The sequence below is a fragment of the Fibrobacter sp. UBA2449 genome (genome assembly GCF_002342555.1).
Taxonomy (GTDB): Bacteria; Fibrobacterota; Fibrobacteria; order Fibrobacterales; family Fibrobacteraceae; genus Fibrobacter.
In genome coordinates this window covers 42,422-65,190 of the sequence record NZ_DDQF01000005.1, presented here as the reverse complement: position 1 = coordinate 65,190, position 22,769 = coordinate 42,422, and the positions used below count along the sequence as shown (strand labels likewise).

At 56.7% G+C, this 22,769-nt stretch carries 19 protein-coding genes and 1 pseudogene; 11 read left to right on the top strand and 9 right to left on the bottom strand.

Going from position 1 to position 22,769, the window contains the following annotated elements:
• The first annotated feature begins 8 nt into the window (after positions 1–8).
• Positions 9–1,916, top strand: coding sequence for a SulP family inorganic anion transporter (locus B4B27_RS01770; protein ID WP_290723080.1), 1,908 nt, complete (start codon positions 9–11; stop codon positions 1,914–1,916).
• A gap of 320 nt (positions 1,917–2,236) precedes the next feature.
• On the opposite strand, the gene B4B27_RS01765 is transcribed toward B4B27_RS01770, so the two are convergent.
• Genes B4B27_RS01765 through dnaG form a run of 3 tightly spaced genes read right to left on the bottom strand, consistent with a single transcriptional unit; the run spans position 2,237 to position 5,887 of the window.
• Complete coding sequence (locus B4B27_RS01765) at positions 2,237–3,214, bottom strand: SufB/SufD family protein (RefSeq protein WP_290723078.1); 978 nt, start codon at positions 3,212–3,214, stop codon at positions 2,237–2,239.
• Entirely contained in the window at positions 3,214–3,960 is a 747-nt protein-coding gene (sufC, locus tag B4B27_RS01760; RefSeq protein ID WP_290723075.1) for a Fe-S cluster assembly ATPase SufC, read from the bottom strand. Before sufC ends, B4B27_RS01765 begins: the two co-directional genes overlap by 1 nt.
• Before the next feature lie 4 nt (positions 3,961–3,964).
• A complete protein-coding gene (gene dnaG / locus B4B27_RS01755) occupies positions 3,965–5,887 on the bottom strand; it encodes a DNA primase (protein ID WP_290723073.1) in 1,923 nt (640 codons plus the stop codon).
• A 254-nt stretch (positions 5,888–6,141) separates the two neighbouring features.
• On the opposite strand from dnaG, the gene B4B27_RS01750 reads away from it, so the two are divergent.
• Positions 6,142–6,996 (top strand): fibrobacter succinogenes major paralogous domain-containing protein, encoded by an 855-nt coding sequence (locus B4B27_RS01750; protein ID WP_290723071.1) that lies wholly within the window; start codon positions 6,142–6,144, stop codon positions 6,994–6,996.
• Here the strand turns inward: B4B27_RS01750 and B4B27_RS01745 are convergent.
• The 3 genes from B4B27_RS01745 to B4B27_RS01735 form a co-directional block, all read right to left on the bottom strand.
• Positions 6,993–8,333 (bottom strand): MATE family efflux transporter, encoded by a 1,341-nt coding sequence (locus B4B27_RS01745; RefSeq protein ID WP_290723068.1) that lies wholly within the window; start codon positions 8,331–8,333, stop codon positions 6,993–6,995. The two genes, B4B27_RS01750 and B4B27_RS01745, sit on opposite strands and share 4 nt — an antisense overlap.
• An 85-nt stretch (positions 8,334–8,418) precedes the next feature.
• Positions 8,419–8,931, bottom strand: a complete 513-nt coding sequence (locus B4B27_RS01740; protein WP_290723065.1) for an acyl-CoA thioesterase — start codon at positions 8,929–8,931, stop codon at positions 8,419–8,421.
• Entirely contained in the window at positions 8,928–10,091 is a 1,164-nt protein-coding gene (locus B4B27_RS01735) for a DegT/DnrJ/EryC1/StrS family aminotransferase (protein ID WP_290723063.1), read from the bottom strand. The genes B4B27_RS01740 and B4B27_RS01735 overlap by 4 nt, the downstream gene beginning before the upstream one ends.
• 111 nt (positions 10,092–10,202) lie before the next feature.
• Between B4B27_RS01735 and rpsT the strand changes: the two genes are divergently transcribed.
• From rpsT to B4B27_RS01705, 6 genes and pseudogenes are all read left to right on the top strand, one after another.
• Positions 10,203–10,463: a 30S ribosomal protein S20 gene (gene rpsT / locus B4B27_RS01730; protein WP_290723061.1), complete on the top strand. Its 261-nt coding sequence runs from the start codon at positions 10,203–10,205 to the stop codon at positions 10,461–10,463.
• A 205-nt stretch (positions 10,464–10,668) separates the two neighbouring features.
• Positions 10,669–11,232, top strand: a pseudogene (locus tag B4B27_RS14625) (GTP-binding protein); the annotation flags it as partial.
• 415 nt (positions 11,233–11,647) lie between these two features.
• Positions 11,648–12,064 (top strand): roadblock/LC7 domain-containing protein, encoded by a 417-nt coding sequence (locus B4B27_RS01720; RefSeq protein WP_173364846.1) that lies wholly within the window; start codon positions 11,648–11,650, stop codon positions 12,062–12,064.
• Between the two features lie 12 nt (positions 12,065–12,076).
• Positions 12,077–12,586: a hypothetical protein gene (locus B4B27_RS01715; protein WP_173364847.1), complete on the top strand. Its 510-nt coding sequence runs from the start codon at positions 12,077–12,079 to the stop codon at positions 12,584–12,586.
• Positions 12,587–12,591: 5 nt separating this feature from the next.
• The gene (locus B4B27_RS01710) at positions 12,592–15,447 is read left to right on the top strand and encodes a hypothetical protein (protein WP_290723055.1); all 2,856 of its coding nucleotides are present in this window, start codon (positions 12,592–12,594) and stop codon (positions 15,445–15,447) included.
• Positions 15,448–15,492: 45 nt separating this feature from the next.
• Positions 15,493–16,896 (top strand): BamA/TamA family outer membrane protein, encoded by a 1,404-nt coding sequence (locus B4B27_RS01705; RefSeq protein WP_290723053.1) that lies wholly within the window; start codon positions 15,493–15,495, stop codon positions 16,894–16,896.
• A gap of 159 nt (positions 16,897–17,055) precedes the next feature.
• On the opposite strand, the gene B4B27_RS01700 is transcribed toward B4B27_RS01705, so the two are convergent.
• Entirely contained in the window at positions 17,056–18,042 is a 987-nt protein-coding gene (locus tag B4B27_RS01700; RefSeq protein ID WP_290723051.1) for a KamA family radical SAM protein, read from the bottom strand.
• A 41-nt stretch (positions 18,043–18,083) separates the two neighbouring features.
• Between B4B27_RS01700 and efp the strand changes: the two genes are divergently transcribed.
• The 3 genes from efp to B4B27_RS01685 all read left to right on the top strand — a co-directional run bounded on the left by efp (position 18,084) and on the right by B4B27_RS01685 (position 21,279).
• Entirely contained in the window at positions 18,084–18,668 is a 585-nt protein-coding gene (gene efp, locus B4B27_RS01695) for an elongation factor P (protein ID WP_290723049.1), read from the top strand.
• 160 nt (positions 18,669–18,828) lie between these two features.
• Positions 18,829–19,587, top strand: a complete 759-nt coding sequence (locus B4B27_RS01690; RefSeq protein ID WP_290723047.1) for a fibrobacter succinogenes major paralogous domain-containing protein — start codon at positions 18,829–18,831, stop codon at positions 19,585–19,587.
• Positions 19,588–19,698: 111 nt separating this feature from the next.
• Positions 19,699–21,279, top strand: a complete 1,581-nt coding sequence (locus B4B27_RS01685) for a sialate O-acetylesterase (protein WP_290723045.1) — start codon at positions 19,699–19,701, stop codon at positions 21,277–21,279.
• Positions 21,280–21,298: 19 nt separating this feature from the next.
• Here B4B27_RS01685 and B4B27_RS01680 read toward each other — a convergent pair whose 3' ends face one another.
• Positions 21,299–22,294, bottom strand: a complete 996-nt coding sequence (locus B4B27_RS01680; RefSeq protein WP_290723043.1) for a hypothetical protein — start codon at positions 22,292–22,294, stop codon at positions 21,299–21,301.
• A 10-nt stretch (positions 22,295–22,304) separates the two neighbouring features.
• Positions 22,305–22,733 (bottom strand): hypothetical protein, encoded by a 429-nt coding sequence (locus B4B27_RS01675; RefSeq protein WP_173364853.1) that lies wholly within the window; start codon positions 22,731–22,733, stop codon positions 22,305–22,307.
• Positions 22,734–22,769 lie beyond the last annotated feature (36 nt).

Sequence of the window (22,769 nt, the reverse complement as noted above, 5' to 3'; positions counted from 1 at the left end):
AGTGCCAGATGACCAATATCCACGCCAAGGAATCCTTCAAGAATTTCCTATCGGGCGTTAAAGCGACCATTACCCCTGAATCTGTCCGGGTACTGCGTCGAGGCTACACCAAGAAAAACTTCGTGAGCGACCTCATGTCGGGGGTCATCGTTGGCATTCTCGCGCTTCCGCTCGCCATCGCGTTCGCCATCGCCTCGGGCGTGGGTCCCGAACAGGGCCTCTACACGGCGATTATCGCGGGTTTTGCGATTTCTTTGCTGGGCGGTTCCCGCTTCCAGATTGGCGGCCCTACCGGTGCATTCATTGTTATTGTCTACGGCATCGTCTCCCAGTACGGCTACGACGGCCTTGCTTCCGCGACGCTCCTTGCGGGTATTTTGCTCATCATTTTCGGTATCGCGAAACTTGGCGCCATCATCAAGTTCATCCCTTACCCGGTGACGGTCGGCTTTACGGCGGGTATCGCCATCATCATCGCGCTCGGCCAGGTCCCGAATTTCTTCGGACTCCGCTTTTTGGCCAAGGACCCCGCCGATGCTATCGGCAAGATCAAGCTTTACGCGACTTCTTTCGACACTATTAATATATATGCTGTCATCGTGGGCCTTGTGGCGCTTGCCGTATGCATCTTGTGGCCGAAAATTACCACGAAGGTGCCCGGCTCCCTGATTGCGATTATCGTCGCGACCGTGATGGTGAAGGTCTTGGGCTGGGACGACCCGATTACGGGCCACGGCGTGGTGACTATCGGCATGAAGAACCACATTCCGACAGGTTTTCCGACTCCGCACCTGCCGAACATTAGCCTCGAGATGATGCAGAAGGTGTTCCAGCCGGCTTTGACGATTGCCATCCTTGGTGCCATCGAATCCCTGCTTTCTGCGGTCGTGGCCGACGGCATGACCTCTACCAAGCACCGTTCCAACACCGAACTCTTTGGCCAGGGCGTGGCGAATATCCTTTCCCCGATTTTTGGCGGTATCCCGGCGACGGGTGCCATTGCCCGTACGGCGACCAACATCCGTAACGGCGCAGTGAGTCCGGTTTCGGGCCTTGTGCATGCGGTGGTGCTTCTACTCATTATGCTCGTGCTCGGCAAGTATGCCGAAATGATCCCGATGGCGGCGCTTGCTGCAGTGCTTTTTCAGGTGGCGTTCAATATGTGCGGCTACCGGAGCTTCATCAAGATGTTCAAGGCCCCGAAGAGCGACGTCATCGTGATGCTCGTGGCCTTCTTCCTCACGGTGATTATTGACCTCACGGTGGCTATCGAAGTCGGTGTGCTGCTGGCCGCGGTGCTCTTCATCAAGCGCATGAGCGATGTTTCCGAGATGGAGACGGTGACCGAAGCCCTCAAGGAAGACGACGAGGAGGCCGCTCACAACGAACTCAGCCGCCAGGTGCCGAAGGGCGTGGTTGTGTACGAGCTTGCCGGTTCGCTGTTCTTCGGTGCGGTCGACAAGTTCAAGGACACGATGGCGCGCATTTCCGACAAGCCGAAAATCCTTATCTTGCGCATGCGCAGCGTTTCAAGCATCGATGCCGCCGGTATCCAGATGATTGAAGACTTGCTGAATCGTTGCAACCGCGAAGGGACGCAGCTCCTGCTCAGTGGCGTGCATGCTCAGCCCGTGGTGGCGCTCACCCGTGCCGGCGTCTTGAAACAGCTTGGCGAAGAGAATGCTCTTGGCAATATCGACGCCGCGTTGAACCGTGCCCGCGAACTCCTTGGCTTGCCTGTTGTCGATGCTTCTCACGAAGTGCAGCCGGCGCCTACTGTATCTTGGGAAAAGAGCCTCGACAAGCCCTGGATGCCCGAGGAATCTAATGCGGCTATTGCCGAAGAGACGCCCGAAGTCATCGCCGAAAAGATGATGGACGAACCCATCAAGATTATCGAGAACGAGAAGAAGTAGCGAAAAATTGGGAACTTGGTTCCCGCTTGTCAAGGACCGTTCGTATCTCGCGTGACGCAAATCGCAGTGTGATTTCCATTACTTTGAAGTTGGAATATTCTATTCTATATTGTGACCGTAACCAAAAAAGGGATAACGGATGATGACACGAATCTTCAAAGACCTCGCCTCCACAACGTTCCTCGCCAACTTCATGCTCGCCTTCATGGGCGTGACACTCTACCTTTTGCAGACACTTTCGTAACTCCTCCTAAAATCTATCCTACCAAAGGAACGTCCCCCATGCACGGGGGCGTTTCTTTTTTTGCGGTAGGCGGGTCTTAGGCGAGGACCTGCAGCAGGCGCTTCTTGCCTACGGAATCGGGGAGCGGGTAGAACGTTTCCTTTGCAAAACTTGACATGAGCATCCGTTTGGCGGTCTCCTGCGGGATTCCGCGGCTCACGAGGTAGAACATCTGTTCTGCATCGAGTTCGCCCACGGTATTGCCGTGCGTGCATTCCACGTCGTCGTGGTAAATCTTGAGCACGGGCTTTACGGAGACGGAGCTGTCTCCCGAGAGGAGGATGGTGTTCACGAGTTGGCTTGATAGAGCCTTGGTGCAGTTGGCACCGACGATGACGCTGCCGTCGTAGCTCGCGCGGGAACTGCCGTCGAGCAGGTTCCTGGAAAGCTGCGTACTCGTTGCCTCGGGGGCGTTGTGGTAGATATGCAGCCTGTGGTGGCTTTCTGCCGTGCCGCCGAGCATGTTGAGCGTGCGGCATTCGAACTTTGCGCCTGGGGCGTTCAGGAAGTCGTCGATACTCACGCGGCTAATGCCGTTCCCGCGCTCGATGGAGGCAAAACGCACCTGGGAACCTGCCGCCTGCGTGATGCGGAAGTGCCTGAAGGCGAGCGGGAGGTCGTTTGCGGGGTTCGCGAAGAAGATTTCGACGTCGGCGCCTTCGCCCACGTTCACGTCGAAGCGTTCGGCGCATATGGGATGCAGGACCTTGTTGTCGAGAATCTCGATGCTTGCCTTCGCGTTCTTGCCGATGTTGAGTACCGTGCGCCCGAAGTCGTTGTTGCATTTGAGCATCGCGATTTCCTCGGCGTTGTCGGCGATGCTTTGGACCATCGTGCGGGCGTTGCTTGCGATGGGCAGGAGGGCTGCAAAATCCTTTTCGTCCGAAAAGTCCTCTTCGCAGGCGCATGCGTCGGGGAATTCCGGCGCTGGAATCTTTGAAACGGGGAAGAATGTCCACAGTTCGTCGTTACGGCGGGGCATCCCCAGTTGCTTGATGCGGGCAATGGCGTCCATCACTTCTCCTCGATCCAGTCGTAGCCTTGTTCTTCGAGCTTGAGGGCGAGTTCCGGGCCTCCGGAGAGGATAATCTTTCCGTGGCGGAGCACGTGCACGTAGGTGGGCTTGATGTAGTCCAGCAGGCGCTGGTAATGGGTGACGAGGATGACGGCCTTTTCCGGCGCCATGATGTGGTTGATACCGTTAGCCACGATGCGGAGCGCATCGATGTCGAGGCCGGAGTCAGTCTCGTCGAGGAAACTCACCTTCGGGTCGAGAATCGCCATCTGGAGAATCTCGTTCCTCTTCTTTTCGCCGCCGCTCATGCCGTCGTTCACGCCGCGTTCGCGGTAGCGCTCGTCCATTTCGAGGAGGGCCATCTTCTCTTCGCAAAGATTCTTGAAGTCGTCGTCACTCATTTCGGGCATGCCCAGGTAGGCGCGCTTGCTGTTGAGCGCCATCTTCAAGAAATCCACGTTGTTCACGCCCGGGATTTCGGTCGGATACTGCGTGCTGATGAAGAGCCCGGAGTTGGCGCGTTCGCTGATTTCCATTTCGAGCAGGTTCTTGCCGTCGAGTTCCACGGAGCCGTCGTCCACCTTGTATGCGGGGTGGCCCATGATGACTTTCGAGAGCGTACTCTTGCCCGAGCCGTTGGGGCCCATGATGGCATGGACTTCGCCGGGTCTTACCTCGAGGTCGATTCCCTTGAGGATTTGCGTTCCGTCTTCGATGCTTGCTTTCAGGTTCTTGATAGATAACATGGTTTTATCCTTGTGTGGCGGCTAGGATTTGTATAAGGGGTTTCTTGCTCTTTATGAGCTGGTCGGCGAGATTGTCGATGGATACGGCGCCGTTCCGGTATTGGATCTCGAGTTTTTGCATGTTCTGCACGAACGTATTCAGCGAGATGCGCTTTTGCACGCCCTCGTTTGTGCTGAGGTCGATGGTCTTGCGGAACCGGTCGCACAGCCTGGAGGTGAGCACCAGGAGCGTCTCGTAGAACTCGTAGATTTCTTTCGGCGGTGTCCATGCTTCGTCAGGAAGCCCTTCCATGAACTGCTGCTGTAACGGCGAAAGCTGCTCGTAGAGGCTCTGCGGGGAAAATGTGCCTGTTTCGGAGTAGAAGGCGATGACGGTCATCACGAATTCGTCGACGAGGGAGGATTCGAAGAACTGTATGCCGGTCGCAGCGAGTTCCATGTCGAAATATTCGCAGGCACGGTCGAGAAGCGTCGGGTTTTTCACGAGGAGATTCGCGAACCGGGTCTCTACTTGGGCGAGGACGTTCCACGGGACACTTTCGGCTTCCTGCGGAGCGGCGGGCATCTCGCCATATTCCGCGAATTCCGGATCCGGTTGCGGCTGCGGTACGCTTACCTTGGGCGCCCTTTGCGGGCGGATGCTTTGGATGCCGTCCAGTGAGCGCGACGTGTCGAAGCGCTCGGCGATGAGCTTTAGGTACTGGTTCCTGAGTTCGCTGTCCTGGATGCTCTTGACGATAGACTTTGCGTAGGTGACGAACCTGGCCCTGGACTCGATACTCTGGAGGTCCGTCTTGCGGGCGAGATAGCTGAGCCAGTCATCGGCGTGCTTGAGCTCTTCGCGGAATGCGTCGGCTCCTTGTTCGTTCACGAAATTGTCGGGGTCGATCTTGGTACCGTCGGGGCGCGACAGCGCAAAGATTCTCGGGTTGATACCCTTGGGGAGCACGATTTCTAGCGAGCGCATGGTCGCTTTTTGGCCCGCGGCATCGCCGTCGAACACGAGGTAGGCGGTTTTCGCGTAGCGGGCGAGGATGCTCGCGTGGATTTCGGTGAGCGCCGTGCCCGAAGCGGCGACCACGTTCTGCACGCCGCCCTGGTAGAGGCTCATCAGGTCGAAGTAGCCCTCGACGATGATGACCGCGTTCTCCTTGGAGATGGCGGCGCGGCTGTGGTTGAGCCCGAAAAGGATCTCGCTCTTGTTGTAGAGTGCGGTATCCGGGCTGTTCATGTACTTGGGGCGTTCGAAGCCTTCCTGCTTGGGCGCGAGGTCGCGGCCGCCGAACGCGACGACGATTCCCGACTGGTTCTGGATGGCGATCATCAGGCGGTCGCGGAACTTGTCGGCGATGCCCCCGTTCTTCTTCTCGGTGGCAAGGCCCGCCTTCACGCAGTCGCGGGGCGAAAAGCCGTTCTTTGCCGCATAGCCGATAAAGCCTTCGCGTCCATCGGGAGCGTAACCGATGTGGAATTCTTTGCGCGTCTTTTCGCTGATGTTGCGCTTGTTGAGGTACTCGAGAGCCTTCTTGCTGAGCGGGAGCTGCTGCTCGAACCATTCGCAGGCGAGTTCGTTGAGCTTGCGCACCATCGCGCGCTCTTCGGTGACCTCGGCGTTTTCCTTCGATGTAAATTTCGGGAGGTCGAAACCCACGAAGTTCGCAACCCATTCCACGGCGCCGTTGAAGTCGATTTTCTCGTGCTCCTGCACGAACTTGAACACGTCGCCGCCCGCATTGCATGCAAAGCACTTGTAGATGCCGAGCGTGGGGTTCACGGTCATGGAGGGGGAGTGGTCGTCGTGGAAGGGGCATACGCCCACGTAGCGGTTCGTACCCGTGCGCTTCAGCGGCAAGAACTGCTGGATCACGAGCGAAATGTCCGCTTGGCTCTTGAGCTGCTGAATGACTTCGTTAGGGTAGAACGGCATGCGTCAAATTTAGCTTTTTTTAGTAAAAATGTTGGCTTCGGGCACGCCCCGCACGCTCGCACAATCACTTCGTTTAAGTATTCGCTTTGTAAGGTTGCCTTCTACGCAAAAAATGACGAGGACTCCAGTAGAAAAATGCTTGTTGTTTTTGGCGCATGTGGGGGGGGCGGCGGGAGTAAAACCTCGTGACTGCTTGTCCTTTCGGTTTTCCTTTGAACTGCATTTTCTTATATTTCAAAAAAATAGGAGGAAATATGAAGTACTTATTCTCTAGGTTGCTGCGGGGATTTGCTAGAGCCTGCCACGAGCGAAGCGTGGTGGCGGCAATCGTTTGCCTGACACTTGCTTTTGTCGCGTGTAGCGATGGCGACAGCGATTTCGTGACGCGGCCTTCGGATGGCTCGTCGTCGAGCGTGTGCGAGGACTGCGATGACGGGTCTTCGTCCAGCGCCAAGTCTAGCAGCAGTTCGTCTAAGTCTTTGGATTCTGTCGTCGGTTGTAAGACCGAAACGGAAGACAACTGCGAATACGGCGAGTTGGTGGATGACCGCGATGGTCAGACTTACAAGACTGTGAAAATTGGTGACCAAGTATGGATGGCGGAAAACCTGAACTACGAAACGGACTCCAGTTTCTGCTATAACAACAATGAATCCAACTGCACCAAGTACGGAAGGCTTTACACGTGGGCTGCGGTGGTAGGCAAGTCGGAAAGCGAATGTGGCTATGGCTATACATGCTCTCTGCTATCAGGAAACATCCAGGGAGTATGCCCGGAAGGCTGGCACCTGCCGAGCAAGGCCGAATGGGAAACTTTGTTCAATGCAGTCGACGGACAATCGACGGCTGGCAGGGTGCTCAAGTCCACATCCGGATGGGAAAGTAATGGCAACGGCACGGATTCTTTCGGGTTCTCGGCGTTGCCTGCTGGTTACAGGGAGAATAATGTCGATTACTACAACGAGGGCGGGCTCGCGCTCTTCTGGAGTTCTACGGAGAATATTAGCTTCAGCGCGTACTACATGGGCTTAGACTTCAACCACGACGATGCGGGCCTGAACTACGACGATAAGAACTCCGAATTCTCCGTCCGTTGTCTCCAGGACTAAACAACGGCCTTGCTTTTCCAGCGGCCGCTACGCCAGCGCCAGATGTTCGCGAACGAACGGTAGAATTCGTCGCTCGCCATGCCGAGCCAGAGTCCGGGGAGGCCTAGCCCCACGACAAACGCGAGTATAAGCGAAGTTGCAAGCCCGAGCGTCCACATCATGCCGCTCCCGACAATAGCGGGGAACTTGGAATCGCCCGCGGCACGCAGCGATGTGGTGAGGATGAAGTTCACCGCCTTGAACGGCTGCACGGCTACGTCGCACCAGAGGCAAATTTTCCCGAGCCTGAGAACTTCGGGATTGTCAGTGTAGAGCCGTAGCAGGTGTTCGCCCAAAAGCGCAACGATTATCGAGAGCAAGAGCCCGCTCGTGATGCCCACGGCGAGCGTCTGGTAAACGCGGCGGTTCGCCTTCACAAAATCGTGCGCGCCCACGAGATGCGCCACGAGAATCTGGTTTCCGCTGCCGAGGCCGACCCCGAGAATCACGGAAAGGGCGGCGAAGTTACCTGCGAACACGCGGGCGGTCATCGCGGTGGTGCCCACGTACACGACCATCGCGGTAATGAACACCTGGAATAGCTGGAAACTGATGGGTTCCGCGGCGGCGGGGAGGCCGATACGAATCCAGTCGGGGAGGAGTATGCGGGAGCGCTTCCAGTCGCGGGCCCTGCTCTGGTGCTTGACCTTGAACTTGAGCACCAACCACAGGATGCCCGAAGATATCAGCCACGAGAGCGCTGTTGCGAGGGCCACGCCGTAAACGCCCATCTTGGGAAGCCCGAAATACCCTTCGAGAAACACGACGTTCAGGCCGGCGTTACTCGCGATGGTGAGCGTGTTGCCCACGAGGTTCCATACGGTAAGGCCGTGCGTGGCGATGAGTGCGGTGAGGATGGTCTGCAGCGCGCGGAAGGCGAACCCGAACGAGACGACGCTCAGGAACATCATCGCGTATTTCGCGGGTTCTTCGGTGAGGCCCATCCATTGCGGGATATGGCCCGAAAGCGGGTAGATGACGAGCGTGAGGGCGACCCCGAGCAGTATACTCCCGAAGAGGACCATCGTCTGCGTGCTGTTCGCGTGACTGTTCTGCTTTGCGCCGATGTACTGCGAGACAATGCTTGCGCCGGACTGCGCGAAGGCGTGGAGTGCGGTAAAGAGCGCTCCGAGAATCGGGAGCATGGCGCCGACGCCGGCAGCAGCGGTTTCGGAAGTGCGCGAGAGGAACCAGCTGTCCATCATGGGCTGGATCATGCCCACGGCGAACGTGAGGATAAGCGGCCAGGAGAGGCTTATCAGGGAGCGGTCTTTGACGTCTTTTTGGGGTCCGCGCATGGCACAATTTTAGAAATGGGAAGGGGCCCGCGAAAGAGCCCCGAACATAAATAATGGTTCCGCCTGTATACAGTCCGCGCCGCTGTTACCCGAGTTTCTTCCCCAATTCAATCCTTGCTTCGCGGCGGACAAGCGCCTGCTCGTAGCGGCGGCGGGCTTCGTCGGAATCGGGTTCCACGGGGGCAGTGGCGGTGGGCCTGCCGTTGTCGTCGATGGCGACGAACGTGAAATAGGCGTGCGCGACCGGGAGTTCGGCTCCGTTCTCGGGGTCGGTCTCGGTTATCTTGAGCCCGATTTCCATGGAGGTGTTGAACACGCGGTTCATGCTAGCGTGGATATTGAGGATGGTGCCGACCGCCGTCGGGCGGAAGAACCGCACTCCGTCGATGGAAACGGTGTTCACCTTGCGGCCTGCGTGCTTGAAGGCGACGATGCAGGCGGCTTCGTCCATGAGGCTCATCAGGTAGCCCCCGAAGGCGTTGTTCAGCGCGTTCGTGTCGACGGGGTGCACGATGGCGTGCGATTCCAGCGCGGACTCCGAGACCTTGCGGGGAGTCTTGTCGTTGGCGATTTCGGGTATCAGGCCTGTGTTTCTCATAGGACGGACCTCAGCTTGTTTATGATAAAATCTACATCGGTAAAGGCGCAGACGGGGAGGCTTACTGCCTTCTGGCTCGCCATGATGGCGTTCCTGTTTTCGCTGCCCTGTGCGAGCCCCCTGAAGCAGGGCTGTTCGTGCAGCGGCATGGGGTAGTGGATACAGTGCGGGATTCCCGCTTTGTCCAGTTTCTTGATAAAGGCTTCGCGGTCGTCGGCCAGCACGGTGTACTGCGCATAGGTGCTCGTGCATCCGTATTCGATGTGCTGCGGCACGATTTTTGCACCCGCAGAAGCTCTCGCGTTGTATTCAGCGAAAAATTCGTCGTACTTGTGGGCGTTCTCACGGCGCACCTTCAGTTCTTCTTCGAGGTGGCGGAGCTTTACCCGGAGCACTGCTGCCTGCAGGGCGTCGAGCCTGCTGTTCAAGCCCACGGTCTCGTGCAGGTAGCGTTCCTTGCTCCCGTGGTTCGCGATTTGCCGGATTTTTGCTTCCAACTTCGGGTCACTGGTGAACAGCGCACCGCCGTCGCCATAGCAGCCCAGCGGCTTCGAGGGGTAGAAACTCGTGATCGAGATGCTGCCGATGGTGCCGGCGCGCCAGGGCTTGTTTGGGGATATGCCTTCCCACGGAGCGAATGTCGCCCCGAATGCCTGTGCTGTATCTTCTAAAAGCCAGAGGTCGTTCGCGACGGCGATTTCCCATAGCTCGTTGAAATCCGCAACTTGCCCGAACAGGTCCACGCCGATAATCCCGCGTGTCTTGGGGCCAATCAGCGCTCTCACGCTTTCCGGGTCGATTTGGAGCGTTTCGGGGTCGATGTCGGCGAAACGCGGTATGCCGCCCAAGAACGCGACGCATTCCGCCGGTGCAATGAACGTGAAGTCGGGTACTATGACCTCGTCCCCCGGTTGAAGCCCGAGCGCCATGAGCGCGATGGTGAGGGCGTCGGTGCCGCTTGCGCACGCGATGGCCCTGGTTTCGGGTTCCGCGCGGTCGCATCCGGCGTCAGAATTGCAAAAATCCGCAAGTTCCTTCTCGAGGGCTGCCACTTCCGGCCCGCCGATGTAGCATCCGCTGTCCAGAACTGCCCTTTCTGCGGCCTCGAGTTCTTCTCGGTAGGCCTCTCTTTGCGCTGTCAGGTTCACGAATGGCATCATAATGGCTAAAATTTAGCAAATTCGCCCAATTTGGGGGCTTGACAAATTCCCATTCTTTACTATCTTTGTCCCTACAAAAAATTTTAAGTAGGTTTTACCCGGAGATTTAAGGTGCCTCAACATCAATCTTGCAAAAAGCGTTTGCGTCAGGCCGAAAAGGCCAATGCCATGAACCGTGCAGCCCGCGCCGAAATTCGCGCAAGCCTCAAGGCCATCCGTACTGCTACCTCTAAGGATGCCGCCCTTGCCGAAATGCCGAAGCTGTTCCGCCTTCTCGACGTTGCTGCCAACAAGAGCCGCGCCGGCTTCAATGCCAACCGCGCTGCCAACTACAAGGCCAAGGTCGCTAAGGTCATTAACGGCTTCGCCTAATCGCGCACGCTAGTTCGACGAATTGCGTACCGGTGCACTTCTGTGCATCGGTATTTCGTGTTTTTTACGGATGCACCTCTCTATTCCGTTGTACGGCAATGAGTTGGACTTGTCTAAATGGGGCTAAATCGTTGCTTCTCATGCTCTTTCCGGCTCCGTTCCTGATATTTTTTTCTAGATTAGCGACAAGTATCAAGGATTAGAAATGTCTTCGATTAATTTTGCTACGCGTGAAATCAGCTGTAAGGTGGTGTATTACGGGCCCGGTCTTAGTGGTAAGACGACGAACCTGCAGGTAATCCACCAGAAAATGCCCCAGGACAAGCGCACGGACATGGTGTCGCTTGCGACCGAGGGTGACCGCACCTTGTTCTTCGATTTCCTTCCGCTCAATCTAGGTGATATTAAGGGCTTCAAGACCCGTTTCCAGCTCTATACGGTTCCGGGCCAGGTCTATTACAATAGTACACGTAAGCTTGTGCTTCGCGGTGTCGATGGAATTGTCTTTGTCGCCGACTCGCAGCGGTCGCGCCAGGCCGAGAATATCGAGAGCCTGCAGAACCTCCGCCAGAACCTCCAGGATTACGGCATGGACCTCGACGACATGCCCTTCGTGCTCCAGTACAACAAGCGCGATATGGAAAACGTGTTTACCCTCGACGAGATGAACGCCGAGCTTAACCCGCGTCAGGTTCCGTTCTTCCCGGCGACGGCTCACAACGGCAAGGGTGTCGTCACGACGCTCAAGACTATCGCGATGCTCGTGATTGAAAAGTTCAACGTGAAGCAAGGGTTCCTCCGCAAGGCCGCCGAAAGCGTGAACAACACGGGCGTGCACGACGTGAGCCTCACCAAGGAAGGGGTGTCCGTTTCCCAGCCCGCTCCCAAGCGCGAACCGCGCCCGGCGGAAGCCCCCGCTGCCACACCTTTCAAGATGCCCTCTTTTGCTGCAAGGCCTACTGCCGGCGCGATGCCGTCTGGCAATGCAGGTTCGGGGCTCTTCCAGAAAAACGTTGCCTCGTCCCCGTTCGGACGTCCCCGTGCGGTTCCGCAGGCTCCGCGCATGCCTTCGTTCGGCCGCGTGGTCGACAAGGCGAACCAGGAGGTCTCGGACGACGAAATCGAACTTCGTCCGTATGTCCCGAAGAAGAAGTGATTTGCGGATTTTTCAGGAGTGTTGCTGAATGAGCGATTTTACGATTTTTTCCGATGACGTTGGCAAGGTTCGCCGCCTGATGCTTGCTTACCAGGCTAGCGTGAAGGCCAACTACATTGTGCTGTGCCATCGTGACGGTTCCATTATTGCCGAAGTGGGATCTCTCGGAATAGATGCGACTCCGCTTGCCGTCCTCAGTACGGCGTCGTTCGACTCCGCCCGCCAGGTGGGGATGATGCTCGGTGGCGAAAATTTCCAATCGGTATCGTATTCCGGCGAAAACCGTTCCATCTATATTTCGCCTGTCGATGAATCCCTGCTGCTGGTGCAGGTGTTCCCGGGTTCCAGACTCCCGAACCGTATCGACGATTTCAACCGCCTGCTTGTCGAAAAGCTGGTGGATGCCGTCCCCGCATTTACGCAGAACACGAGCAAGCTCAGGTAACAGGGGTTTTCCGTGGCAGGCATTCCGCCACTTCGCAATTTGAGGAAGACGACCTTCGTCGTTGTCATTGTCTTTTTTGGATTCTTCATCCACCGCTTCGTTGATTTCTTGACCGACGACCTCTCGTTGCAGAATTTCACGGGGACGGACCTCACTCCTGCGCAGAGTGTTGTGTGCCGCGATGTCGTGCGTGGAACGCCGTTCGGTGTCGACAGCGTCTTCGAGGAAAATACTCGACTTTACTTCTATTCTACCGTCTCCAGTTCGGTCCGTTATTCTGCCGATACGTTGCTGCACGTTTGGTACTGGGGCACGGACACTATCCAGAAGGCTCCCTGCGTGATGAAGGCTGCTGAAATCCATAAGGGAATCGAAGACAAGCAGTCTTCGCAGTCCAGCTTTAGCGTCTGCCATACCGAGATTTCCCCGAAACTCCTGAAACCGGGCGAATGGAGCGTGGACCTCGTTGCCGGCAGGGAGCTTCTGTCGAGCAAGCAGTTCCGCATCGAAGCCGATAGGTAGGGCCCGTGAGGCGCTTGTTGTGGGCGGGCGTCCTTGTCGCGTGCAAGGCTTTTGCCTTGGATGTGGAACAACTTCCGGTATGGAATCCCGATTCGCTTTTTCGCGACAGCGTCCCTGTTGCTGTAGATTCGGCGAGGCCTGTGCAGTCGCTTGAGACCCATGGCTACAAGACCATGCAGGTGACCGTGGGGGACGACGATACCCAGGTTGACCAGCAGCTTAGGCTTTCCATTACGGGAATGATCGGGGATAGCGTCGAAATAGATGCTTTGCTTAGCGATGTGGACCGCAAGGCGGGAGACCAGACGACCGCGACGCTCCAGGAGGTGGATCAGGTCTATTTCAAGGCGACTTCCAGACACTGGATGCTTCATCTGGGCGACCTCACGTGGCAGGATTCCGACCTTGGACTTTTTTCGGTGGAACGGACCACACTGGGGGGAATGGTCGGGTTTAGGACGAATTTGTCTGAAGTTCGCGCCGTGGCCGGAACGGATGGTGTTCAGCGTATTTCTCGCACTTTTGCGGGCGTGAGTGGCCAGCGCGAGGGCTATTCCCTGAGCGGTGACGGAAGCTTCATTTCGGTGGTTCCGCAATCGGAATCCGTCTGGATCAACGGCGAGAAACTTTCGCGGGGCAAGGATTACGAGGTGAATTATGCTGGCGGCCTATTGAACTTCAGGGGGACGCGGATGCCGCATCCCGAAGACGAAATTCGCGTGGAATATGATGCCTACGAAGCGGACAACGTAATGGGCCTTTACGGCGTGGCGGGGACGTTCCGGCATCCGAACCTGTATTTGGATTTGTCGGGGTTCCGGCTGGAGCACGATGTGGACCGCCTTAAAAAGGGCCTGTGGAGCGATGACGACTATAAGATGCTCAAGTCCGATGACGGAAGCGAGTTTGTTCGTGACGACTCCCTGGGCGAGTTGCGTCGTCCGATGCGTACCGAGATGGCCGGGGCGCGAATCCGTTTGCAGGGGATGCACCGCTATTTTGCGGATTTCGAGCTTGCGGCGAGCCGTCGCGACAGCAATACGGTTTCCGAAGAAGTGAACGGACCTTCGGGACGTGCCTTCCGCTGGTTCTTGACGACGGATTCCTCTGCCGCGATGCGCGCCCTTCCTGTGGCGTTTTCCGCATACGGAAACTACGTGGCGGAACGTTTCGACTTTTCGGGGTTCCAGGGCGGCGATAACGACTGGAATTCGTATAAGCTAAAGGACGAATGGGACCTGGATAGCGCGCTGCTTGCAAACGGCAGCTATCGGCACGATGAATTTGCCCTGCGCTTCCGCCTGGGGGCGGGCTGGTTCGGTAATGTCGCGTGGGGCTACCGTCAGGGCGACTTTGAACGCTGGAATTCTTCGCGCGTGAAGGGGGGGCTCACTCGTAACGTGCAGGGGCATGCGACCGAGCTCTCGCTTATCCATGTGCAGAGCCAGACGGAGGCGGCCGGGGAGCGTTTCCAGGGGTATTTTTCCGAAAAATGGGAACGTGGGTTCGTGCGCCCCTTTGCCGGTTCGGATGTGCGCTATACCGAACGCGATAGCGCCGGGCTCGTGGACGAGGAATTTTCGCTCAGGGCGAATGCCGGGATATCGCTGGTGAAGGATTCCTGGAACGTGCGCGAGGCTGCGGAATTCTGGAACGTGGACAGGCGTGGCGATTCCTATGGCGAAGAATGGAACGATTCCCTGCGGCAAGTGAGGTGGAATCAGTCTGCCGAAATTCACCTGAAGCAAATTGAGTTGACGCATTTTTTGCAGTATGAATACCGCGACCTTGCGGAATCGGGAGACGAAAATAGCTGGGCGGGGGATTTGGCGGGCCGTTTCGGCGATGAAAAGGCGGGAATCCACGGGACAGTTTCGTACAAATTGGGGCTGACGGAAGAACAGACTTACACTCCCGTCTACAAGGCGGTGGCGAAGGGGACGGGCGACGTGCGCTACGATAGCCTGACGGGCGCGTTTATCGAGGGGGTCGACAACGGCGACTTTGTGTACGAGGGAATGGGGCGTAACGATTCCATCGGGGCGGTACTGGCGTCGAATTCGGGATTTACTGCGAGTATGGAAATGTGGCCTGGGCGCCTCTTCGGAGTAAATTCGGGTATCTTGCGCGATATCAAGCTGTCCGGTTCCTTCAATGCGCTTTCCGAGGATACGACGGGACGCAAGCTGTATTTCCCGGCATTGTTGCCTTCGGCGCTGCACCGGGTTTCCTCGGGTGCGCTATCTTGGAGCGGGAATGTGGAATGGGAGCATCCGTCAGGTGCCTTGGCGGTTTACCGTCCGTCGGCGAATTTCGACAAGAAACTTTCATCTATCGAGTATTATGAGTCCGTATTCCGTCACGAGGCGGAAATCGGCTACAAGATCAATGAAGACCATTACATGGGTTTGACCGGGTTTGTCGAGAGCGATGAACTGGATGCGCTGCAGGATCTGGAATGGGATATCAGGAGTGTGTCCGGCAAGTACCGTTTCCATTTTTTGGACGGCTTCAGCCTGGAACCCGGCGGCCGCTACCGCTATGGCGCGGGCGAGGAATCTACGGGCCGCGAGTTCGACGCCTACCTTTGGGAAGCGTCGTTGCGTTTCGGTTATCGACGGATTAACACCTTCGATGGGTTCGTGCGTTTCTCCTATGTGCAGGTGGAAACGGGGGACGATGCTGTTCCCTACCAGATGATGTCGGGCTACAGCGACGGCAATACCTTCAGGCTGGAGGCTTCCGCATCGCTTTCGGTGAACAAGAATATTTCTTTCGGCCTGCATTATGTGCTGCGGTTCGGTGATTCCGAAGAAAATGTTTTCCAGAAACTTTCAACCGAGGCCCGTGCGGTATTTTGATAATGGATGATGTGGAGTGTGAACTTTAAATTTGAAGATTAGGATATGAATCGATTGGTGTTGTACATATTGCTCTTGGCGGCCTTCGCTTTCGCGAAGGGCGAGGGCGCATGTACTGTCGATAGCATCGCGTGGAAGGGTGAACATACCGCATTCGACGAGGCGCAGATGAAGGGCGCCCTCGGGCAACCTTGCGACGCGTGGAAGGCGCTGGCGGCGAAACTGGAACGCTATTACGAGGACCAGGGATTTATCGCGGCTCGCGTGCGAGGCGAAGTCCGGCACGAGGGTGGAACGCATGGAAGGAATGTGCTGGAACTTGAAATCCAGCGGGGCGCGGCTTACGTGTGGGCAACGCCCGAAAATCTCGATTCCGGCGGGACAAGGCGCGATGTGTTTGCAAGACTCACAGGCATCGAGGCGGGCGAGGCCGTGTCCCTCACGGACCTGGAACGCAGCGAGCGCAGGCTTTCGCGCATCGGGTACTACAACTGCACGGCTCCCACGCGCCTCTTCCGCGACCCCGCAAGGAACAGGATTGTGCCCGCGTTCAGCATGCGGAAGGCAAATGTGTCGGAAGCGGAAGGCGTACTGACGTATTCCAGCGAAGGCAATGTGTGGGAAGGAAAATTGGATGTTAATTTGTTCAATATCACGGGGACGGCGCGCGACCTAGAACTGGAAGGCTTTACCGGCGAAAATACGCGGCACCTCTCGGGCCGCTACAAAGAACCCTGGATTTTCGGGACCGCATGGAACGTGGTGGTGCGCGGTAACTTCGACGAGGAAACTGTTGAAGACTCGACTATCGAGAGGGTCGTCGTGGGCGAGGCGGGCATTACGCGCGATATCGGGTTCGATTTCAGCATCGGCGTGTTCCTCGGCATCAGCGAAGACGACAAGCACACCTCCCTCGAAATGTCTTACGTGTCGCTCGACAGGTTTGTGTTACCCCGTAGCGGCATGCGCTTGGATGCCTCCGCTTCATGGAAGATTGACCGGCCCGATTCACTCGACAACTACCTCTCGGCGAAGGCGAACGTGATGGCGTATTACCCGTTGTACGGCAATTTCATTGCGCGCTTTGCCGGCATGGCGGGTGGAATTTTCCCGACGGAGGCTGATCTCCGTCGCTCCGACCTGTTTGCGCTCGGCGGCCCGGGCGATTTCAAGGGAATGCAGTACCGCATGCTCCGCAGTCGCGCCTACGGGCTTTCGGAGTTTGCCCTACTGTGGCAGGACGGTTATGACCTGAGCATCGAGGCGTTCTACCAGCCTGGGCTATATCGCCGTTTGGCTCCGGGACACGGCTGGGCGCGCGAGCAGGGCTACGGAATCGGGTTTACGCAGTATCGCGGGAACTGGAGCGTGAACCTGTATTACGCGCTCCGCAACGGCTGCGATTTCCTCGACGGTATAATCGGCTTCGGCGTGAAAACTTTATTTTAATGTGGAATGTGGAGTGTGGAATGTGTAATGTGTAATGAATGATTTCGCATCGCACACCTCACATTTCACACTACACATTAGTCACCGCGGCGGAAGCCGCTATACTGACGTCATGCTCGCGACACATTCCTTCGTCATGCTCGCGAAGGCGAGCATCTTTTACACAGGTGTCTTGCTCTTTTCGCCCGCAATTTCTCTCACCAGTTTCGGCACGAGGTAGCCGGGCAGGCGCTTGCGGATTTCTTCAATCAGCGAGCGCGCTTTCTCGTCGCTCACTTCAAAATGCGCGACGCCGTTTGCGTGGTCCAGCTGGTGCAGGTAATAAGGGAGCACCCCCTGGACAAAAAGCTTGCGGCACAGTTTCTCGAGCGTCTCGGCGCTGTCGTTTATTCCCTTCAAAAGAACGCTCTGGTTCAATAGTGTCCAGCCGGAATACTTCAGTTGTCCGAAAACCATCTGGGATTCCTCGTCGAGTTCGTCCGGGTGGTCTACGTGTGCCGTAAGTACGCACTCGAAGCGCGCGGGCAGTTCGCGTAGCAGTTCAAAGTGCTGCATCGCCACATCGGGCCGCATTACGGGGAGTCGCGTATGGATGCGCAGTGTGGTGACAGAACCATGCATGGCTATCGCCTCCACCAGGTCGCGGAATTCACCGGGGCCCAGCATGAGCGGGTCACCTCCCGAAAGGATGACTTCCCAGATGTCGCTGTGCGTGTCGAGCCAGTCGCTCACCTGCCGTGCCACGTCGGGTATGTTCTGGAAGGGGTAGTTCTTGCGGAAACAGAAGCGGCAACGCGCACCGCAGGTGGCGGTCGAGACAATCAGCGCCCTCCGGTCGTATTTCTGGATGACGCAGTCCGCCTTGCCCGCGGGCAGGTCGCCTACCGGATCGTCCACGAATCCGGCGACGTTCTCGCGCTCGTCGACATGCGGTAGGATTTCGCGCAAAAGCGCCTCGGGTTCGTTTGCCTTCTTGATTAGGTCGGCATAGTGCCTCGAACACACGAAAGGAAACTTAGGGCTTAAGTCTAGTTTGCCGTGCGGGGCCGCATTTGCGATGGCAGGGGAGCATTCCGGGCCCAGATATTCTAAAAATGCAGGAATTTGCGTGAAAATTTTTGGGGATTCGTCCATTGATTCTTCCATTATATTGCTAAATTTAGCATCAAAATCAACAAGAGGATAATATGGGTACTGTAAGCACCAACGAATTCCGCAAGAAACTCAAGATCATGGTTGACGGTCAGCCGTACGAAATCATCGAGAACCAGTTCGTGAAGCCGGGCAAGGGCCAGGCCTTCAACCGCGTTCGCATCAAGAACCTGGTTACTGGTCGTACTCTCGAACGTACTTGGAAGAGCGGCGACACTGTCGAAGAAGCCGACGTGACCTACACCGAAATGACTTACCTCTACAACGACGGTTCCACCTGGTACTTCCTCGACAATACCACGCAGGAAACCATGGAAATCGCGAAGGAAGCCCTCAACGGCTGCGAAGTGTGGCTGCTTGACGGTGCTACCGTCGAAGTCACGTGGTGGAAGGACCCGAAGAGCGGTTCTACGCTCCCCATCGAAGTCATCCCGCCGACATTTGTCGACCTGATGATCGTTGAAGCTCCTCCGGCAGTGCAGGGCAACACCAGCGGTAACGTGATGCGTGAAGCCACTCTCGAAACTGGCGCCAAGGTGATGATCCCGCTGTTCATCGAGAACAACACCAAGATCCGCGTGGACACCCGCGACGGTTCTTACCTCGAACGCGCCAAATAAGACCGCTCGTTCGTCGTTTTGTCATGCCCGCGAAGGCGGGCATCTCCCTTTCGCCTGCGCGAAAATGACGCTTTTGTCACCCCCGACTCGTTCGGGGGTCTTTTTTTTTACCGCCAAAACGAAAAAATTTTATTATTTGATTGTGTTTTTAGGAGGAAATATGCGTTCCCTTTGGTTTGGTGTTTTTCTTTGTGCGACGATGCTTGTCGCCTGCGGTGACGACGGCAGCGATTCTGCGACTCGGCCCTCGGGCGGGTCTTCGTCGAATTTGGTTTCATTGGCGACTCCGTGCAAGACTGAAACGGAAGACAACTGCGAGTACGGCGAGTTGGTGGATGGCCGCGATGGGCAGGTTTACAAGACTGTGTCTATCGGCACGCAGATCTGGATGGCTCAGAACCTCAACTACGAAACAGCAAATAGCTACTGCTACAACGATAACGCCAGCAACTGCATCAAGTATGGGCGCCTTTACACATGGGCTGCTGCCATGGACAGCGCCGGTACATGGAGTGCGAATGGTGAAGGTTGCGGTGCTGAAAAAACGTGCTTGGAGAGAAATCCAGTGCGTGGAGTTTGTCCCGAGGGCTGGCACCTGCCTAGCAAGGACGAATGGGAAACCTTGTTCAAGGCAGTCGATGGGAAATCAACCGCAGGGACAAAACTCAAGTCTACGTCCGGGTGGAACAGAAACGGCAATGGCACGGATGCCTTCTCGTTTTCGGCGCTCCCTGCTGGCGAAAGGTATGGTAGCGATGGGTATTACAGCAACGTGGGCGACTACGCGTACTTTTGGAGTGCTACTGAGTGGACGGGCAATTTCGCGTACAACATGTATTTGTACTACGATGGCGCGAGCTGGGGCGTCCTAGTCAAGTACTACGGGCATTCTGTCCGTTGCCTCAAGGACGATCCCTAACCCTTTCAAAAAGTTTACGCATTGACAATCTGTCTATGGAATAAGGGCGCTTCGGGCGCCTTTTTCGCATTTTGGAGGGTAAATTTAGAGTGTTGTTTGAAAGGAGTATGTATGGGAATGTTTAAACAACTCTCACGGTTTGCGTCCGTGGCGTGTTTTGCCGCGGGCTTCTTTGCGTTCGGAACCGCGCCTGCTGGTGCCGCTCCGGACCCGAATTTCCACATCTACATCGCGTACGGCCAGTCCAACATGGGCGGTACGGCGAACGCCGAGAACGCAGACAAGGTTGAAAACCCGCGCTTCAAGATTTTCGCCTCGCAAAAGTGCAGCGGCAAGGGCCGCAACACCATCGGTGAGGTCTACCCGGCGGTGCCATCGCTCTTCAACTGCGGCAACACGATTTCGATTGCCGACTGGTTCGGGCGCACGATGGCCGACAGCATGCCCGACGTGACCATCGGGATTATCCCGGTCGCGGTGGGTGGCGCGAGCATCAAACTCTTCGACCAGGACCAATATGCGAGTTACCTCTCTACGGCGGAGGATTGGCTCAAGAACTACGCGAAGGAATACGCAAGCGATGGCAACGTAACGAAGACGATTATCGATATCGCGAAGAAGGCTCAGCAGGTGGGCGTCATCAAGGGGTTCATCTTCCACCAGGGCGAAACCGACGGCGGCTACCCGGACTGGCCGAAAATTGTGAAGAAAACCCGCGACGATATCCTCAAGGCGCTCGACATGAGTTCCGATACGGTGCCGTTCGTGGCGGGCGAGCTCCTGCGTTCGGGTTGCTGCTATTCCGACCGCGTGTCGAAACTCCCGAACACGATGGACAATACCTACTACGCATCGTCCGAAGGCCTTGACGGCAACGGCGTGGACCGCTACCACTTCGGTCACGATGCCTACGTGACATTTGGCAAGCGCTATGCGGAGCAGATGCTCAAGGCGATTAACCGCGCTCCGGTAGTTCCCGAACCGCAAAAGCCTTTCAAAGGCAAGCCGTTTGAAATTCCGGGCAAGATCGAGGCGGAAGACTTCGACATTCCGGGTGTCGGCTCGGGCAACGACTCCTACAAGGAAAATGATTCCGAAGACCACGGCGGCACCAATTATCGTGAAGGTACTGGCGTCGACATTTACAAGAAGGCGACGGGCTACATCGTGGGTTACAACCAGGAAGGCGAATGGCTCGAATATAGCGTGAACGTGAAGGAAGCGGGCGAATATTTCTTCTATGCATCGGTTGCATCCGCAAACGAGACTTCGGGCTTCCAGATGTCGCTTGACGGCAAGAACATCACCGACGTGATCTCTGTCCCGAAAAACGAAGGCGAGGACAACTACGACGACTACAACAAGGTGCGTGCGACAGTGAATCTCCCCGCGGGCGAACACATATTGCGCTTCACGGTGACAGGTTCCTGGATGGACGTGGATTACTTTGTGTTCGGAGAAGACGAACTCGTTTGCGTTGACGGATGCACTGACTTTATCAAGCCTGCGCTATCGCACGCAGCCGGAGCCGAAAGCTACCGCATCTTCGACATGAACGGCAACTATCTGGGAACGGTGCGAGCCTCTGGAATGCAGGAACTCCGCGCCAGCGCGAAAACCCTCGTGAAAACCGGCGGCTTGTTCATCGCAAAATCCCGCGCAGGTTCTGCGACGATACGCGTGACGAAATAATTAGCGATTGTGCGTTCAGTTAGAGACCGAGCGATTTCCTGAACACCCGGGCGACTTCGTCCGGGTTGTCGCTTTTTAGCCAGCTGAGCGTCTCGGTGCCGCGGTAGCTCCACGCGAAGATATTGTCGATGCCGGCGGCACGGCTCTCTTCGACAGCAATCGCGAGGTCGTTTTCGCGGCCCGCTTCAATCTGGTACGCCTTCACCCACATCTGCACGGCCTTGCCGTAGCGGGCGGCGACATCTGTGAGTTTACGAGCCGTTTCCGCATATTTCTCGCGTACCCATTCCTCGCTTGCGCCGCGTTCCCAGTACGGGTCGCTGGCCACTTCGTCGACGCTTTCGAGCGAGGCTACACGGCCCCAATCGTCGAGCCCCGCGGGGAACCAGGGCGGAAGCATGCACACGCAGTTGCGCTTGCCGCGCGCGTGAACGTCCTCGGTCATTTCTTTCAGAAAATCAATAAGCGAATCCTCGCGGAACTTCAACACGTCGTTGGTAAGTTCGGCGGGCATCTCGTAGCCGAAACGCGCCTTGAACAGCGCCCGGCACTTTTCACACCTGCAACTCCAGTTCTGCAGTCCGCCCTTCTCGAAATAGAAATGCGGCTCGTCCCAGAAAATCGTGTCGACCTTTGTCGCGCAAACGGATTCAATCCATTTGTGCATGTAGGCGCGGAATTCCGGATGGTTCGGGCAGGCGGCCACCTTGGGCTTGCCGTCGAGCGCCACCTGGCACATGTCGTGATTGCGGGCGGTAAGCTCCGAATATGCCTCGCCACCAAACACGCGCCCAACGCCCCACGGGTTCACGTAGACCTTGAGGCCCATTCCGGCGCTCCCGTCCACGATGTCCTTCATCGTTCCGTAGTAATACTGTTCGTCTTCTTCGCTCCACGTGTGGAGTACCGCGTTGTAGCCTGCTGCCTTGATGTCGGCCATGTCAGCCAAAACATGCTTGGGCGAGCGTACGCCAAAGTAGCTGACGCCCTTGATTTTGAGAATCGGATTTTCCATGTATGGAAATCTAGATTTCTGTGCTCGCCCATTGCGGGGTCGGTGTCTTGCACAGCACCTGTTCGAGCGTCTCGCGCCATTCGTCTTCGTCGAGCGGTCGGCGGATCCAGTAGAGGCTGTTGTCGATGTCCTTCTGGATAGGCATGGAATCCGGGACGATTTCCACAATCCACGATTCCGGGATGCTGCTGTGGAGCCTTTTGCTGAACTCGATGTTCACGTCTGTGGGGCGGTCGGCATGGTCGAAGATGATGAGAGACGGGGTCTCGCCTACGATGAGGGCCGTCTCCAGAATGCCGGAGGCCTCTTCCACGGAGTTGCACGTGTACATGGTGCAGTCCTCGGCCATGTCGTTTTCCAGGAGCCACCGGAGAGTCCACTGGCTCATGCGGTCGAGGCTGCCCGGGGAAGATGGCGTTATGAAGAATATGTGTCCCACGGATTAAAAGATAGGTATTTATTTTGAATTGTGAAT